General features: G+C 39.4%; 15 protein-coding genes and 2 pseudogenes. 8 read left to right on the top strand and 9 right to left on the bottom strand.

The features are described 5' to 3' along the window. Both IO68_RS27185 and IO68_RS27180 read left to right on the top strand, forming a co-directional pair. Entirely contained in the window at positions 1–204 is a 204-nt protein-coding gene (locus tag IO68_RS27185) for a hypothetical protein (protein WP_023013618.1), read from the top strand. 76 nt (positions 205–280) lie between these two features. Next, positions 281–637 (top strand): RidA family protein, encoded by a 357-nt coding sequence (locus tag IO68_RS27180; protein WP_004876275.1) that lies wholly within the window; start codon positions 281–283, stop codon positions 635–637. Here the strand turns inward: IO68_RS27180 and IO68_RS27175 are convergent. From IO68_RS27175 to IO68_RS27155, 5 genes are all read right to left on the bottom strand, one after another. Further along, positions 634–1164 carry a DUF2726 domain-containing protein gene (locus tag IO68_RS27175; RefSeq protein ID WP_023013617.1) on the bottom strand — a complete coding sequence of 177 codons (531 nt, stop codon included), beginning with the start codon at positions 1162–1164 and terminating at the stop codon, positions 634–636. The genes IO68_RS27180 and IO68_RS27175 overlap by 4 nt on opposite strands. A gap of 320 nt (positions 1165–1484) precedes the next feature. Further along, entirely contained in the window at positions 1485–3872 is a 2388-nt protein-coding gene (locus IO68_RS27170) for a YgiQ family radical SAM protein (RefSeq protein WP_023013616.1), read from the bottom strand. A gap of 180 nt (positions 3873–4052) precedes the next feature. Beyond that, positions 4053–5264 (bottom strand): MFS transporter, encoded by a 1212-nt coding sequence (locus IO68_RS27165; protein ID WP_023013614.1) that lies wholly within the window; start codon positions 5262–5264, stop codon positions 4053–4055. Between the two features lie 79 nt (positions 5265–5343). After that, positions 5344–6600: an esterase-like activity of phytase family protein gene (locus IO68_RS27160; protein WP_023013613.1), complete on the bottom strand. Its 1257-nt coding sequence runs from the start codon at positions 6598–6600 to the stop codon at positions 5344–5346. A gap of 122 nt (positions 6601–6722) precedes the next feature. Beyond that, entirely contained in the window at positions 6723–7127 is a 405-nt protein-coding gene (locus tag IO68_RS27155) for a helix-turn-helix domain-containing protein (RefSeq protein WP_023013612.1), read from the bottom strand. 80 nt (positions 7128–7207) lie between these two features. Here IO68_RS27155 and IO68_RS27150 point away from each other — a divergent pair, with 80 nt between their 5' ends. The 5 genes and pseudogenes from IO68_RS27150 to IO68_RS27130 all read left to right on the top strand — a co-directional run bounded on the left by IO68_RS27150 (position 7208) and on the right by IO68_RS27130 (position 10252). Next, entirely contained in the window at positions 7208–7699 is a 492-nt protein-coding gene (locus IO68_RS27150; protein ID WP_023013611.1) for a DUF2938 domain-containing protein, read from the top strand. A gap of 11 nt (positions 7700–7710) precedes the next feature. Further along, a pseudogene (locus IO68_RS33830) lies at positions 7711–8272 on the top strand (flavodoxin family protein). After that, a pseudogene (locus IO68_RS27140) lies at positions 8272–8489 on the top strand (DUF2798 domain-containing protein). The pseudogenes IO68_RS33830 and IO68_RS27140 overlap by 1 nt, the downstream one beginning before the upstream one ends. 336 nt (positions 8490–8825) lie before the next feature. Next, positions 8826–9389: a lytic transglycosylase domain-containing protein gene (locus tag IO68_RS27135; RefSeq protein ID WP_026094245.1), complete on the top strand. Its 564-nt coding sequence runs from the start codon at positions 8826–8828 to the stop codon at positions 9387–9389. A 383-nt stretch (positions 9390–9772) separates the two neighbouring features. After that, positions 9773–10252, top strand: coding sequence for a lytic transglycosylase domain-containing protein (locus IO68_RS27130; RefSeq protein WP_240490427.1), 480 nt, complete (start codon positions 9773–9775; stop codon positions 10250–10252). A gap of 51 nt (positions 10253–10303) precedes the next feature. Here the strand turns inward: IO68_RS27130 and cysK are convergent, their stop codons facing one another. The 3 genes from cysK to IO68_RS27115 all read right to left on the bottom strand — a co-directional run bounded on the left by cysK (position 10304) and on the right by IO68_RS27115 (position 13495). Continuing rightward, positions 10304–11305, bottom strand: a complete 1002-nt coding sequence (cysK, locus tag IO68_RS27125; RefSeq protein ID WP_023013606.1) for a cysteine synthase A — start codon at positions 11303–11305, stop codon at positions 10304–10306. 109 nt (positions 11306–11414) lie between these two features. Beyond that, positions 11415–11672: a hypothetical protein gene (locus IO68_RS27120; RefSeq protein ID WP_023013605.1), complete on the bottom strand. Its 258-nt coding sequence runs from the start codon at positions 11670–11672 to the stop codon at positions 11415–11417. A gap of 206 nt (positions 11673–11878) precedes the next feature. Then, positions 11879–13495: a Na/Pi cotransporter family protein gene (locus IO68_RS27115; RefSeq protein WP_019385907.1), complete on the bottom strand. Its 1617-nt coding sequence runs from the start codon at positions 13493–13495 to the stop codon at positions 11879–11881. 71 nt (positions 13496–13566) lie between these two features. Here IO68_RS27115 and IO68_RS27110 point away from each other — a divergent pair, with 71 nt between their 5' ends. Next, positions 13567–14250 carry an IS1595-like element ISAcsp7 family transposase gene (locus IO68_RS27110; protein ID WP_019385908.1) on the top strand — a complete coding sequence of 228 codons (684 nt, stop codon included), beginning with the start codon at positions 13567–13569 and terminating at the stop codon, positions 14248–14250. Between the two features lie 79 nt (positions 14251–14329). Here the strand turns inward: IO68_RS27110 and IO68_RS27105 are convergent, their stop codons facing one another. Continuing rightward, positions 14330–14815, bottom strand: coding sequence for a GNAT family N-acetyltransferase (locus IO68_RS27105; RefSeq protein WP_019385909.1), 486 nt, complete (start codon positions 14813–14815; stop codon positions 14330–14332). Positions 14816–14964 lie beyond the last annotated feature (149 nt).

Below are 14964 nucleotides of genomic sequence, written 5' to 3'. Positions count from 1 at the left end.
ATGTATCACAGCGCTTATGCAACGATTAGTCAACTGAAACAACTGTGCCCTCTGCATAGCTCAATCGCGACCTGTTTAAATCAACTACGATATGCCAATATTCAATTTTTAAATTTGGGCAGCTTGATTGTCTGTCCACAACAACGCTGTGCTTTATTTTTCTATCAACGTCACTTGATGGAAATACAAGCTTTTAGGATTTGACTTAAAACAAATTTACACTCTAGGTTTATCTCATCTATTACAATCAAACAAAATCTATTCTTATTAGGAACATAAAATGTCTGTGCAACGACTACATGTCACCTCTCGTTTTTGTGAAGTCGCAATCTCAGGAAATTTAGTTCATTTGGCAGGTCAGCTTGCAGATGATACCAGTGTAGATGCTGCTGCACAGACACAGCAGACCTTAGACAATATTGATCGTTTACTTGCAGAAGCAGGAACAGATAAAACACATATCTTATCCGTGCTGATTTTTTTAAAAGACATTGAGAAGGATTATGCAGCCATGAATGCAGTATGGGATGCGTGGATTGCTGAGGGACACCCCCCAGCACGTACCTGCGTAGAATCTAAACTGTATGCACCTGATGTTTTAGTTGAAATGACGGTCACAGCCGTGAAGCCAGATTAAGACTTTGCAGCGAACATATTATATTTCATGATATGTTCTGCTTGTACCATACCTGTTGATACTGTCGAAATTGTGGTATTTGGTTCTAATGGATCAGATACCAAATCATCACGTAACTCTTGCTCGGTTGGAATACTGCTATAACGCAAGACTCGATAACCAGCCAGCTCAAGCAAACTATCTTGGTAATGTTTTTGATGAAGGCGGTTCACATAAGACTCGTCGACAATCTCAATCACAACCAAAACCTGATGTTGTTGATCTAATACAACGAAATCAGCAACTAAACCTTGATATTTACGGCGCGTATGAGCGTATTTTGTCGTTAATAATGCATCAAAAGACACATGCGCTAAAATCGTATGTCTTGGTAACACAGCCTGAAGACGCATCAAGGTGATCTGTTCTGAAATGGTGAGAATACCACGTCTCTTTAAGGGGCTGTCTTGACGTTGATTTTGATGTAAACGCCGAAGCACAAGTGCTGCAATTAGCAGCAATCCTACTATTGTTATGAAATAATACATTTCTAACCAATCCTTTAGATTTTTTATAATCATTTTGGCTTTGATGCCAATTTTTTTAATCAATACTTTTTTAGTCAAAAGCAAGCGATAGCAAAGTCATTTTAGCAATACAAACTTAAAATTATTCATCCTTTTTTACAAGCCGACCAAAGTCGTAAAAGTTTGCTGCCCCTTTATTTATAATCATCGAGCAGTAAATATTCAAGTTGATATTGTCAGTATATGTTTCTATTGCGTTATGAAAAATTAAAGCAGATGTGACACAACTCACAATATTACTTAAAAAGAAGGCATTCTATTGAATGCCTTCTTTTGTTCAGTTAGCGCTGTGCTTTGGCTTTTTGTTTAGGCTTTCCTGAAAATGGTCTTTTCTCACCTGTTTCGCGAGGCGGCAAACCATTATGTTGAGTTAAAACCTGTCCTTTTTGTGGACGTTTTTGACCTGACTGCGAACGTGACTGATTTTGTTGACCATTACGTTTTGCAGAATCCCCAGCAACACTCGAATTCTTCTTACGCGCTGACTTATATTCACCTTCAGCCGTACCTTGTGGTTGATACGTTGGAATCAAATGCTGCTTTGAGTTACCAATGAGGTCTGAACGTCCCATTTCTTTCAAAGCTTCACGTAACAATGGCCAGTTATTTGGATCATGGTAACGTAAGAATGCTTTGTGCAGACGGCGACGTTTTTCACCCTTCACAATATCGACATTCTCGGTATAACGCGCCACTTTAGACAACGGATTTTTGCCTGAATAATACATTGTGGTCGCGGTTGCCATTGGTGATGGATAGAAGGTTTGTACCTGATCAGCACGGAAGCCATTCTTCTTCAACCAAATCGCCAAATTCATCATGTCGTAATCCGTGGTCCCCGGATGTGCAGCAATAAAGTAAGGAATTAAATATTGTTCCTTACCTGCTTCTTTACTGAAACGCTCAAACATTTGCTTGAAGCGATCATACGTCCCAATCCCTGGTTTCATCATCTTCGATAATGGGCCATTTTCGGTATGTTCAGGCGCAATTTTCAGATAACCGCCGACATGGTGCTGAACCAATTCTTTCACATATTCAGGGTTGAGTACCGCGAGGTCATAACGTAGACCAGAACCAATCAGAATCTTCTTCACGCCTTTGATTTCACGTGCTTTACGATACAGTTGAACCAATGGTGCATGATCAGTATGTAAGTTCTGACACACACCTGGATAGACACAGGATGGTTTACGACAGTTTTTCTCAATTTCAGGATCGTTACAGTGCAAACGATACATGTTTGCCGTAGGCCCACCTAAATCCGAGATAATCCCAGTGAAGTTAGGTGCAGTGTCACGGATTTTTTCAATTTCACGTAAAATCGAATCTTCCGAACGGTTTTGGATAATACGACCTTCATGTTCAGTGATCGAACAGAACGTACAACCACCAAAACAACCACGCATAATATTGACCGAGAATTTGATCATATCAAAGGCAGGAAAACGTGCATTCTCATAAGACGGATGCGGTAAACGTGCATACGGTAAATCAAATACGTAGTCCATTTCCTCAGTCGTTAGCGGAATTGGTGGTGGATTAATCCAAACATCACGCTCACCGTGACGTTGCACCAATGCACGCGCATTCCCTGGATTGGTTTCCAAATGCAAAATACGGTTCGCATGCGCATAAAGTACTTGATCATCAGCAACTTCTTCAAACGAAGGCAAACGAATCACTGCCAATTCACGCGGCGGCAGCTTATGTTTAATTGCTTTTGATGGTGCAGGTTTTAATTGTACGATCTGAGTATCAGGGTCTAAATTATCCCCTTCTCGAACGATTGGATTAGCAACGATTTCTTTTTGGAAATTTTGATACTGTGCCAGTGAGTTGCCTTTTTCTTTTTCAACTTCACAGCCATCAATATCTTCAGTCATCACATAGGGATTGATAATTGGATCAACACGTCCAATGGTATCGATGTCATTACTAGCAATTTCAACGAATTTTGCTTTAGATGCTTTGTTATGTTTATTAATAATAAATGCTGTACCACGAACATCCGTAATCTCGTGGATTTTCTCACCTTTGGCTAAACGATGCATGACGTCGATAATGGCACGCTCACCATTACCATACATCAACAGGTCTGCTTTGGAGTCCATTAAAATCGAACGGCGAACCTTGTCTGACCAGTAATCATAATGCGCAATACGACGCAAGCTACCTTCAATACCACCCAATAACACTGGAACGTCAGGAAACGCTTCACGACAACGCTGACAGTAAACCGTTGCCGCACGGTCTGGTCGCTTATTCGCTTCATTGTTTGGAGAATACGCATCATCAGAACGGATCTTACGATCAGCCGTATAACGGTTAATCATCGAATCCATATTCCCCGCAGTCACACCCCATGCGATTGTTGGTTTACCTAATACTCGGAAACTTTCAACATTGGTCCAATCGGGTTGCGCAATGATTCCTACTCGGAAACCTTGTGCTTCAAGTACACGTCCAATCACACCAGATACAAATGATGGATGGTCGATATAAGCATCACCACACACCAAAATGAAGTCACATGCATCCCAACCGAGCAGATCCATTTCTTCTCGTGACATCGGCAAAAATGGTGCAGGTTCAAAACACGACGCCCAATATTTGTCGTAATCAAACAGCGCTTTTGGCGCGGTCTGCATGGTGTAGGCAGTAGACATGGCTTGCGAATCTCGGCTAGCAGATGGAGGAGAGACATCTATCGGGGCTGGTGGTATTTTAGCCCCTAAAATGAAAGCCGATCATTTTAACATGAATTCCATTCATTTTTCTTGATTATAAAATGTACAAAAACAATGAGATAGAAATTAATTTGTACAAACTTTGCTCAGTTTTAAAATTTATTCGCTATGTCGATGTAATTTTCTTAAACGCATCGCAAGGAACAAACCAAGCACCAATACCATCCCGACACTGAAATTGATCCCAACCCAACCAAAATTTTCCCAAATCAAGCCGCCACTACTACCAAGTAAACTTGAACCAATGTAATAACAGAACAGATATAAAGAAGATGCGACTGCACGATATTGTACGGCTTGTACTGAAACCCAACTACTGGCGGTTGAATGTGCGGCAAAGAAAGAAAAAGTAAAAATCGTTAAGCCAAGTAAGATCGCCCAAAGTGTGGGAATCAAGGTAATCAGCAAACCTACCATCATAGTCAACAGTAAAATAGGAAGCACTTTATCGCGCCCATACTGAAAGCCCCATTTCGCCGCTTTAGGAGAGCTATAAATACCCGCTAAATAAGCAATCGAAATCAGACCAATCCATGTTTGTGACAAATGAAATGGTGCTTCTAACAGGTGATAACTGATATAGTTAAATACAGTCACCAAACAACCCATTAAGATAAAGCCTTGCGCAAATAAAATACGCAATTTCGGATCTTTCAGGTTCTGTTCAAATGCCGCTTTAAAACGCGAAAAACGGAATGGATACGGTTTAAAATGCTGTGATTTCGGCAATAATAAATAAAATAGACACGCAATAATAAAGTTTAAAAAACCGATGATATACGTTGCAGACTGCCAAGAAATAAAGTCAACCAAGACCCCAGCTATCAAACGTCCGCCCATACCACCTATCGCCGTGCCCGAAATATATAATCCCATGGCAAAGCCAATATCGTTCTGAGCTATTTCCTCACCGATATAAGTCATTGCGACTGCGGCAACGCCACTGACTGCCAAGCCAATAAAAATACGAGTCGTGAGAAAGATTTCCCAAACAGGAAAAGATGCACTGACCAGTAACAGCACAGAGACGAGAAATAAAGCAAACACCATGATCGGTTTACGTCCAAACCGATCAGAAATAAAGCCTGTAAATAACAAGCCGATTGCGAGCGCAATTGTTGAAAAAGAAAGAGGTAAACTACTTTGTGTCGGAGTCACATCAAAGAACTTTGCAAAAATTGGCATCATTGGCTGCACACAGTACAACGATGAAAATGAAGCAAAACCAGCAAAGAACAATGACCATAAAATCGCTGTAAACGATTTCGAACCATATTCGATATGAGTTGCGCGTATAACTGACTCAGACATTACGACTCCTTATGCCTGATCAGTATACGCTTTCAACCAAAATGAGAAATGATCATTTCGGCCATTTTTGACCTAAAGTTTAAAATAGTGCTTTTGGCAAACGGATTTGAATAATTTCATTATCATCCGCCAGTTTGGCGTTACGTCCCGTTGAACCCGGAAAATTATTATCATTCAGCACAGTCAACGTTGTAGCATTTTCAATAATCACATCTTCGATCGTTTCAAATGGGAATGCAAAAATACGGTCTGTACCAATATCACCTTCTCGTGCAGCACCATATAAAGCATTTGGATTGACAATCTTCATTAAATCAACCAAATCTTCACGCGCTACCGTTTGAGTTACATCATTAAACTTAATCTTAATTAATTTCTTATAGCCACCTAAATTATTTTGGCTGGCATCACGCTCAATGATGATGCCGTCTTTGTCATTGAACAACTGGAAATCACCAATGTTGGTGGCTTTACTATCTAAAGCGAACCAATAGTATTGTCCTGTATAAGCTTTTTTCTGCACATCAAACTGAGAAATTAATAATAAACGCTCACCTTCTCGAATCGACTTCAATGGCTTCTCAAGCAATGGATATAAATATTTTCCATCTGGAGAAATTGCCATTCCTTCAAAACCACCACTCTGCGGAACCAATGGTTCAACATAATTGATATTGGCTTTGTTGAATTGATTTTGTGGTGACCGTAATTCTTGCGCTGGGTTCAATGGATTCGGCAATGGAATAGGTGCATCGAGCAAGACACCTTCAGCGGAAAAATGAAGTAAATATGGTCCAAATTCGTCACCAATCCAATATGTTCCATCTGCTGTGCGTTGCATAGACTCAGGGTCAAAATCTGCACCTGTCAATAAGCGCTCAGCGGTATTGCCATTCACAATATCAAATGGAATGCGCTTATTCGGGTCACGTAACTGAATAAAGCTGTGTACTTCGACTTGTCCAGTTCCTTTCGACTTAGTTTTAAAATCAGCTTTTAGCTTATAAATTCGTAGCAAATAGTCTGCTGAATTATCTTGTGTACCAAAACCATTATCAGACATCGCCATATAGCTGCCATCATCGTTTTTCAGTGCAGCAGAAAAACCTTGTACAGGCTGTCCTTTAAAGGGTGGATAAATGCCATTAGCACCTTGAACTGCTTGACCAGAATCAGGGCCAGCTGCGTAAGTTTCAACAGGAAGTTTGGCAAAAGAAACCAAAGTTGGCTCAGTGACTTTTTCTATTGATGTATTTTGATCTTGGTTATCATCATTACAGGCGCTTAATCCAAAAGTTGTCGCACAGATCAAAGCCAATACAGTTTTCTTGTTCATAATTTTATACGTTTGGTAAAAAAATTAAGAAAATTAGAACAAGTTTTTATGAAACTTTGACTTCAATAAAATGAAATTTTTATGGCGATACAATGACATGCCTATTTACTCGGATACTTTTGCTACAGCTTGGTCGGCTGATATTCTCCTGCAATTGCGGCTTTTAAAAAATTTTGAAACGTTGGGCATTGCATGTGATTCTCTGCTGGACAAACCGCTGCATGCCTTAAACCTTCACTAATGAAATGTAGTCGTCGTGTCATCTTCTCGAGCTGTTCGGCTTTTTCATTCAATAAACCTCTATCTAGCTCTGGCTGACCATCCTGTCCAAACATTGTTGCAATCTCATCTAAAGAAAAACCAGCTGCCCGCCCCAATGCAATCAATGCCAACTGATCTAAAACTTGTTTGGCATATTGACGACGCAAACCTTGTCGCCCAATAGATTTGATTAATCCTTTCTCTTCGTAAAAACGTAAAGTTGAAGGTGCAACATTCGCTTTTTTTGCGACTTCACCAATATCCATAAATACCTCTTGACTTCAAGTTTACTTGAACTTGCACAATGAATTTATCACATTTGTAGAGATGGAATTGAGGTGAATTCATGAACTTTTTCGAGCAATTATTTCAGATACTCGTCTTAGGTATTGGTGCAACGATTGTCATGGATATTTGGTTATTCATCCTAATGCAACTGAATATTCCGACTTTAAATTTCGCCTTATTGGGCCGTTGGATCGGTTGGATATTTAAAGGAAAAATTCGACATCACCCGATTAGCCAAAGTTCTCAGATTCAACATGAATCTCTAGTGGGTTGGTGTACGCATTACAGTGTCGGCGTCTTGTTTGCTTTTATTTTTATTCTTTTCGTGGGGGAAACTTGGCTCATTCAGCCACAGTTTTATAGCGCTTTCACTTTCGGCCTGATCACGGTGCTAGCTCCCTTTTTGATTATGCAACCTGCTATGGGTGCTGGCATAGCTGCTGCAAATACTCCAGAGCCTTGGCTCAACCGTCTTAAAAGTCTCATCAACCACGGTATCTTCGGATGTGGTTTATATCTCGCAGCCAAATTTTTAAAATTATTCAATTAAGGGCCTCAATCATGAAATCAATCGCAATTATTTATCGTAGTCACCAAGGTCATACCCGCTTTATCGCCGAGCAAATTCAACTCGGGGCTGCGCTGGTCGATCATATTCAAATTGATTTATTTACAACCGAACAATTAATACATCAGCCTGAGCAACTTATTCAATATGATGCTTTAATTTGGGGTTGACCTACTTATCTTGGAGGTGTGTCTAGTCCTATCAAATAACTCTGGCCCTTTATGGAAAAAACAAAGCTTTAGAGGAAAATTATCGGCAGGATTTACGGTCTCATCTCTTCCTGCAGGAAATAAACAGTCAACGCTTATTTCACTTTTCACCTTTTGTATGCAACACGGTATGATATGGATCGGCAATCCAATATGAGCCAGTCAACATCATCATGGCGTTGCCTATACTGAGGCAGTCAATCGATTAGGTTCATGGTCTGGATTAATGGCTCAAGCCGAACATGCCAGTGCAGCTCATGCATTCGATGTTGGTGATATTAAAACGGCTCAATTATTTGGGCAAAACATTGCATTGACCTTAAGTGCATATCAAGGGGTTAACTGATGAAGGCTTCAAGGCTTTTATTTCCATTCATTTTGTCTTGTATGATGTTTTTTTTATTTCAGGAATTACCACGCTTAAAGCAGTTGGTTTTATTGAGCATTTCTTTTCAATGTGGATGTCAGCATGGATTATTGCTTGGATGTTTGCTTTTCCAAGTGTATTGATCTGTGCACCTATTGCTCAAAGAATCGTGAATTTTATTCTTAAAGATCTTTAGAATCTTTTTAAGATCTTTTGTAGGTTTTAACGTACAGCCAGCTGTGGCAATTGACGAATATGCTCCCAAATATTTTTCGCTTACTATAAAACCATAAAGAGATAGGATGTCTCATTCAGAATAACAAGATCCATAGGATGTGGTCGTTGACAGGAGTTGACGGCAAGAAACAAATACGAGAAAGCCTCGACAGGATGTCGGGGCTTTTTTTATGTGTACTAGATCAAGCTGAATATATAAAAACAAACGATTTAGCTAAACAGCTACCATTGACTCAATAAGTTGACCTCCATACTATCCGCTTGTTTTTTATATGATGGTTAAACTTTTTCAACGATGATAACTTACAACAAGTTCTCTTTTTCTCGGTTTCAAAATACGTTTCTTAAGTTGTGTATCCTTTTCCTAAGCTCATATTTAACCGTTGCCTGTAGCACCACTAAAGCACCAACAGTCAACCATTCTCAGCAGTTTTCTACGGGCATTCAAAACGCTTATTCGGTTCATCCCACCACTGCAAATCGTGTTGCACCCATTATTTTACAAACTGCTGATCGCTATAACATCTCACCACATTTACTCGCAGCTCTCATCCGCCAAGAGTCAAGCTATATTAGCAACGCAAAATCATCCGCAGATGCGGTTGGTTTAACTCAAGTTCGCCCTAAGTTTTGGCAACAGACCTGCCCGGGTAATCTTTATGATGAGCAAATCAATATTAATTGCGGTGCATATATTCTCTCTCGTTACTATGAATCTACAGGTGATTGGATCAAAGCACTGGGTTACTACAATGTAGGACCAACAGGCTATAAAAGAAGCCTCTATATGCGGCAACAGGCACATAAATATGCCAGCTCAGTAAAACGCCATGAACAAGCTTTAAAAGAAGCCCTGTAAGTTTAAACGTACACAGGTTGCAGTGATTGGCGAATATACGACTAAAGTATATAGTTCTATGATGAGAGTCATAAAGAGATAGGAAGTCTCATTCAGGACAACAAGAAGCACAGGACGTGGTCGTTGACAGGAGTTAACCGCAAGAAACCAAATATGAAAAAGCCTCGACAGGATGTCGGGGCTTTTTTACAAACTGAATTTTAAGTTTATCAACATGATAAAATAACAGCCTTGACTCATTCAAATTGAATTAATACCATCCATAGAGCTTCATTTGACGGTTCAATATTTTGCAAATTCTATCTACGTCTGATCAATATATTAGCTTTAAAAATCTAAGCTCAGTGTTTTTAAAAATCAGTCTTGTTGTGATTGCCATCAGCATGAGTGCATGTAGCAGTCTAAGTGGATCATTTGCTCATCGCTCAACTCAACTATCTTCAGGGTTACAAACTGCTTATTCTGTATCACCCAATACTGCAAATCGTATCTCACCGATTATTGTGCAAAGTGCTGATCGTTATGACGTATCGCCCACGCTACTCGCAGCGCTTATTCGCCAAGAGTCAAACTATAACAGTTCCGCACGCTCACCAACGGGTGCTGTAGGTTTAACTCAAATTATTCCAAGCCATTGGCGTCAATCTTGCCCAGGCAATCTGTACGATGAAACAGTCAATGTTAATTGTGGTGCATATGTATTGGCAAGCTACTATAAATCCGCAGGAAGTTGGTCAAAAGCCGTTGCTTATTACAATGTTGGACCAACAGGTTATAAACGTAGTTTTTGGACACGCCACAAAGCAAAAAAATACGCACGCTCAGTCAAACGACATGAAAAAACATTAAAGAAAGCACTCTAACTTCAATAAAAAACCATGCTTGAAAGCATGGTTTTTTGGCAGCTTAACCAATTAAGCTTCGTCAAATAAACCTTCAAAAAGTACTGAGGATAGATAACGCTCGCCACTATCTGGGAGGATCACGACAATGGTTTTATCTGCATTTTCAGGACGTTCTGCAATCTGAGCGGCTGCGGCCAAAGCTGCACCACTAGAAATACCGACCAAGATACCTTCTTGAGTAGCACATTTTCGTGCCCATTCAATCGCATCAGCACTGTTTACAGGTACAACTTCATCGACCAAATCTAAATCTAAGTTCTTAGGAATGAAGTTTGCTCCGATCCCTTGAATCTTATGAGGTGCAGGTGTAATGCCTTCACCATTTTTTGTTTGGGTAATGATTGGAGACTCAGCAGGTTCAACGGCAACAGAATAAATTGGCTTATTCTGAACTTGCTCAAAATAGCGTGAAATACCTGTAATCGTACCACCAGTACCGACACCAGCGACAAGAATATCAACTTGTCCATTGGTTGCCTGCCAGATTTCTGGGCCTGTGGTATCGACATGAATCTGTGGATTGGCTGGGTTTTCAAATTGTTGTGGTAGGAAATAAAGCTCAGGATTTTCCGTTGCTAAACGAACAGCTTCATCTACTGCACCTTTCATACCTTTAGCAGGCTCAGTCAGTACAAGATTTGCACCTAGAGCTTTTAATACTTTTCTACGCTCTAGACTCATACTTGCAGGCATAGTTAAGGTAATTGGATAACCTTTTGCTGCTGCAACGAATGCCAAGGCAATCCCTGTATTACCACTAGTTGGCTCAACAATATGCATCCCTGCTTTCAGTACGCCACGTTTTTCAGCATCCGCAATCAACGCTGCACCAATACGGCATTTCACTGAGAATGCAGGGTTACGGCTTTCAACTTTTGCCAATACAGTTGCGCCAGTTTTAATCAGACGATTGATGCGAACTAAAGGTGTATTACCAATCGCTTCCGCATTATTTGAATAAACTGCGATCCCTAAGTTGGCAGGTGTTGGAAATTGTTGATCGGTAGACATGTTATTTCCTTATTAGATTTGGAATGATTCTCAATCATTATAGGCGTGTCAGCTGAGGAGAAAAGTAGAAAACTTTATCTTTTATGAAAAAACTAGATGTTTAGGCGAATTATACTTTGGGTTCAAAATAAAAACTCATTACACCAGAAGCAATAGCTCCGACAAAGCATTCAACTTTAAACTGTTCAACCCCAAAGGTATAAAAGATCACACCTAAGACGACACCTGTTAATAAACTTGACATCACAGGCGCTGCTCGCTGATTTGCTCTATTCATAGGTTTTGTCGGAATAATCAGATTGTGTGGATAAGCACTTTGCGCATAATACTGATTAAAAATTGGCAATCTTACAATCACAAAAGTCATGAAAAGAATACCAAAAATGAAAGATATTACTAAGTACAACCATTGAAATGATTCGCCAAGAATATAGGCATACCCAACCACGAAGCAACAGCTTATTAATGCATAGAGCACATAATCCAAGTAGAGTTTTCTTCTCATATTATTATGATTTTAAAGTAGATATTTAGAATCATAATATCATCATTAATCGTATCTCAAACTAAAATTTATTCCACTAAACTTAGCTCTTCATCCACCAACTCTTGCTCTGTATCACCCAACAAGATTGCAACACGGCTACAGTGAACCACCAAATGCTCTAACCACCGTTGTGCAGCCAAAAGCTCTAGTGTATATGTTGCAGATACATTTTTTTGAGAAGAATCCTCTATAAGCTTCTGCCTCACGAATTCCTGTTTATCTTTCATTTCTTCAGCGATGGCGGTGAGATCATTCACTAGCCCTTTCGGTAAATTTACAAAAGGTTCTTGCAATAAATAAGGAATACTTTGCTCAAGAATCGTGGCAAAACGCTGTGCTAAGTCATAGATGGAATCTTGCTTCTGAATAGATTCAATATTTGCAACCTCAGCTAGATCATTTTTGAGAACTCGGACATATACTACTAACCTCAATAAGATAATAAATCGATGCTGGTCGCTGCTTGATTGAGGAACAGACATTTCTTCTAAATAATGTTCAACTTTTGCAAGAGTCCGATCATATTCATCTGTATTAACCAATGAAGCAATAATCTCTCCCCGAATGCTTCGAGTCAAAACCTTATACATCTCAGCAATCGACTTCAACAATGCTCGCTCTGCTGCTGCAATCGCCAATGCAGGAACACTATAAAGTGACTCATCCAAATAACGTGTTGTCGTTGGCTCTTGTTCTGGAAGCAGTCGAATAATAAGTTGTTCAAACTTAGGTAAAAGTGGCATAAAAATACATGCACCTAATAAACTAAATGCTGTATGAAATGCAGCAACTAATAACACAGAATCAAGTTGGTGAATCAATTGAAAATGCTGATAAGCCCACATAAATGCGGGAGACAATAGAAAAAATGCAAAAACGGCTGTTACTACATTAAAGATAACATGTACTGCGGCTGTACGCTTAGCACTTGTAGTCGCGCCAATCGCAGCTAAAATTGCTGTGGCAACCGTTCCTACATTTTGACCAATCACCAGTGCTAAAGTTTGTTCTAAATTAATTGTTTGAGTCGATAAGGCTGCTAATGTGGTTGTAATCGCTGCACTTGATGATTGAAGCAAAATCGTCATGAGAATACCGATAGCAACTAAAATCAATTTCATCATGAATGTTGGTTCAGCCCAACGAGACAAATCAATCAATTCAGCAACACCACTCATGGCATCTTGTAATATTTGAATGCCAAAAAACAGTAAACCGAAGCCTGCTAAAGTTAAGCCAATAAATGCGATTTTCTCTTTACCTAATAGTTTTAATAAAGCGCCCACCCCCATCAATGGTAAGGCAAAACTGGCTATAGAAAATTTCAGACCTAATAATGCCACCATCCAGCCAGTACTCGTTGTCCCAATATTTGCTCCGATAATCACACCGATTGCATGACTGAAACTTAATACGCCTGCACTCACAAAACCAATTGTTGCTAAAGTTGTTGCTGTTGAAGATTGTACAACTACGGTTAAGCCAATACCTGATAGAACAGCTTTTATTGGGGAGTTGGTAAATCGAACCAACCATTGCCTTAATGCTTCACCTGCAATCGCTTTTAAGCTATCAGTCATCAAAGACATGCCTAAAAGAAATAATCCAATGCCGCCCATCAATTGAACAATCACACTCAGCACTAAGTTTTCCTTATATTTTCTAAAGGGTCTTAGGAAGTAAACATATCTCAATTGTATGGTAACTTCCTAATATGAATATAAAAAATAGGTACTATTGTCGTTCTAAAATCACAGAGGCTAAATTCAGACAACTTATTCGTTGTTTTGCCTTAGATTTAACGGCTTCTAACACAGCAGAATTGATTGGTATTTCAGTCCGTTCTACTAACTCTATTTTTCTTAAAATCCGCCATCGAATCGCTGAGCATTGTGAACTCATTTCACCTTTGCAAGGTGATGTAGATGTAGAAGTTGATGAATCTTATTTTGGTGCTCGTCGTGTAAGAGGTAAGCGAGGACGAGGAGCCTATGGCAAAACCATCGTATTTGGCTTATTAAAACGCAACGGTAAAGTGTATACAGAAATTGTCCCAGATTGCTCCAGAGCTACACTACAAGCCATTATTCGTGGGCATGTCAATCTAGGAACAATCATTCATTCTGATGGTTGGCGTGGTTACGATGGCTTAGTCGATATTGGTTATGATAAGCACTTTCGAGTCAATCATGGAGTGAATGAATTTGCTAATGGTGATCGACATATTAACGGCATTGAATCCTTCTGGAGCTATGCCAAAAGGCGATTAGCAAAATTCAATGGCGTAGCCAAACATACTTTCTATTTGCATTTGAAAGAAACCGAGTATCGTTTCAATCACCGGCATGAGAATGTGTACCTTGAACTACTCAAATTATTACGAAATAATCCTCTTTAGCTTCCTAAGACCCTTTCTAAAATATTTATGAATTTAAAATTCAAACTTACATGTTTTCATAGAACTACTTCTATTTTATTTATGTTGTTTTATGATTCAATAAAACGTCAAACTGCATAATAGTCGTTTCAATGTTATGGTAATAAGCTTGATGAATTATTTTAAAACCATGCCTTTGATATAAATCGATATTGTGACTTTCGCATTGTAAATAGAGCGTAGTGATACCTAATTGCTTGGCTTTTTCTTTTGCCATTGCAATCATGCTACCTGCGACCCCTTGTCCTCTCCATATAGGATCAACAAATAAACCTCCGATCCAATATTCATATTCTGGGTAATTTTTATTCTCATGTCGCTTAAGCTCTAAGACACCAATCAACTCTTTTTCATGGTGGACTACGATTGCTAAAGGAATAACATCCCGATGAGCTGCTTTTTCCAACACCTTTTGGTATATCACCTCTTCGGTCATCTCTAAAGAGAGATGACCCCACTCGTGATAGTGCCATTTCGCAATTTTTCCAACTGCCTCTGGGTAATCTATAAGCAAGGAAATTTTCATTGAATTGTTAATTTTGATAATGTTTTAACCGAGTTTAGTCTACTTTTCTAACGATATTGTATTTAATTCAACTACTTTCGATCATGCAATAAAGAAACACCCCCAACCGTTAGGTTGAGGGTGTATTCATTTAAAAGCTGGCGATGACT

Source organism: Acinetobacter sp. COS3 (assembly GCF_000475335.1).
In the GTDB taxonomy this organism is placed as follows: domain Bacteria; phylum Pseudomonadota; class Gammaproteobacteria; order Pseudomonadales; family Moraxellaceae; genus Acinetobacter; species Acinetobacter venetianus.
Note: the sequence above shows the minus strand (reverse complement) of the source record. Positions and strands in the feature narration are given on the sequence as shown.

Bases quoted from the DNA above. Each gene is read 5' to 3' on its own strand.
- IO68_RS27175 (WP_023013617.1), bottom strand. From the start codon at position 1,164: ATGTATTATTTCATAACAATAGTAGGATTGCTGCTAATTGCAGCACTT.
- IO68_RS27155 (WP_023013612.1), bottom strand. From the start codon at position 7,127: ATGGATATTGGTGAAGTCGCAAAAAAAGCGAATGTTGCACCTTCAACT.
- IO68_RS27170 (WP_023013616.1), bottom strand. From the start codon at position 3,872: ATGTCTACTGCCTACACCATGCAGACCGCGCCAAAAGCGCTGTTTGAT.
- IO68_RS27165 (WP_023013614.1), bottom strand. From the start codon at position 5,264: ATGTCTGAGTCAGTTATACGCGCAACTCATATCGAATATGGTTCGAAA.
- IO68_RS27135 (WP_026094245.1), top strand. From the start codon at position 8,826: ATGATAACTTACAACAAGTTCTCTTTTTCTCGGTTTCAAAATACGTTT.
- IO68_RS27185 (WP_023013618.1), top strand. From the start codon at position 1: ATGTATCACAGCGCTTATGCAACGATTAGTCAACTGAAACAACTGTGC.
- IO68_RS27130 (WP_240490427.1), top strand. From the start codon at position 9,773: ATGAGTGCATGTAGCAGTCTAAGTGGATCATTTGCTCATCGCTCAACT.
- IO68_RS27105 (WP_019385909.1), bottom strand. From the start codon at position 14,815: ATGAAAATTTCCTTGCTTATAGATTACCCAGAGGCAGTTGGAAAAATT.
- IO68_RS27110 (WP_019385908.1), top strand. From the start codon at position 13,567: ATGAATATAAAAAATAGGTACTATTGTCGTTCTAAAATCACAGAGGCT.
- IO68_RS27150 (WP_023013611.1), top strand. From the start codon at position 7,208: ATGAACTTTTTCGAGCAATTATTTCAGATACTCGTCTTAGGTATTGGT.
- cysK (WP_023013606.1), bottom strand. From the start codon at position 11,305: ATGTCTACCGATCAACAATTTCCAACACCTGCCAACTTAGGGATCGCA.
- IO68_RS27120 (WP_023013605.1), bottom strand. From the start codon at position 11,672: ATGACTTTTGTGATTGTAAGATTGCCAATTTTTAATCAGTATTATGCG.
- IO68_RS27180 (WP_004876275.1), top strand. From the start codon at position 281: ATGTCTGTGCAACGACTACATGTCACCTCTCGTTTTTGTGAAGTCGCA.
- IO68_RS27160 (WP_023013613.1), bottom strand. From the start codon at position 6,600: ATGAACAAGAAAACTGTATTGGCTTTGATCTGTGCGACAACTTTTGGA.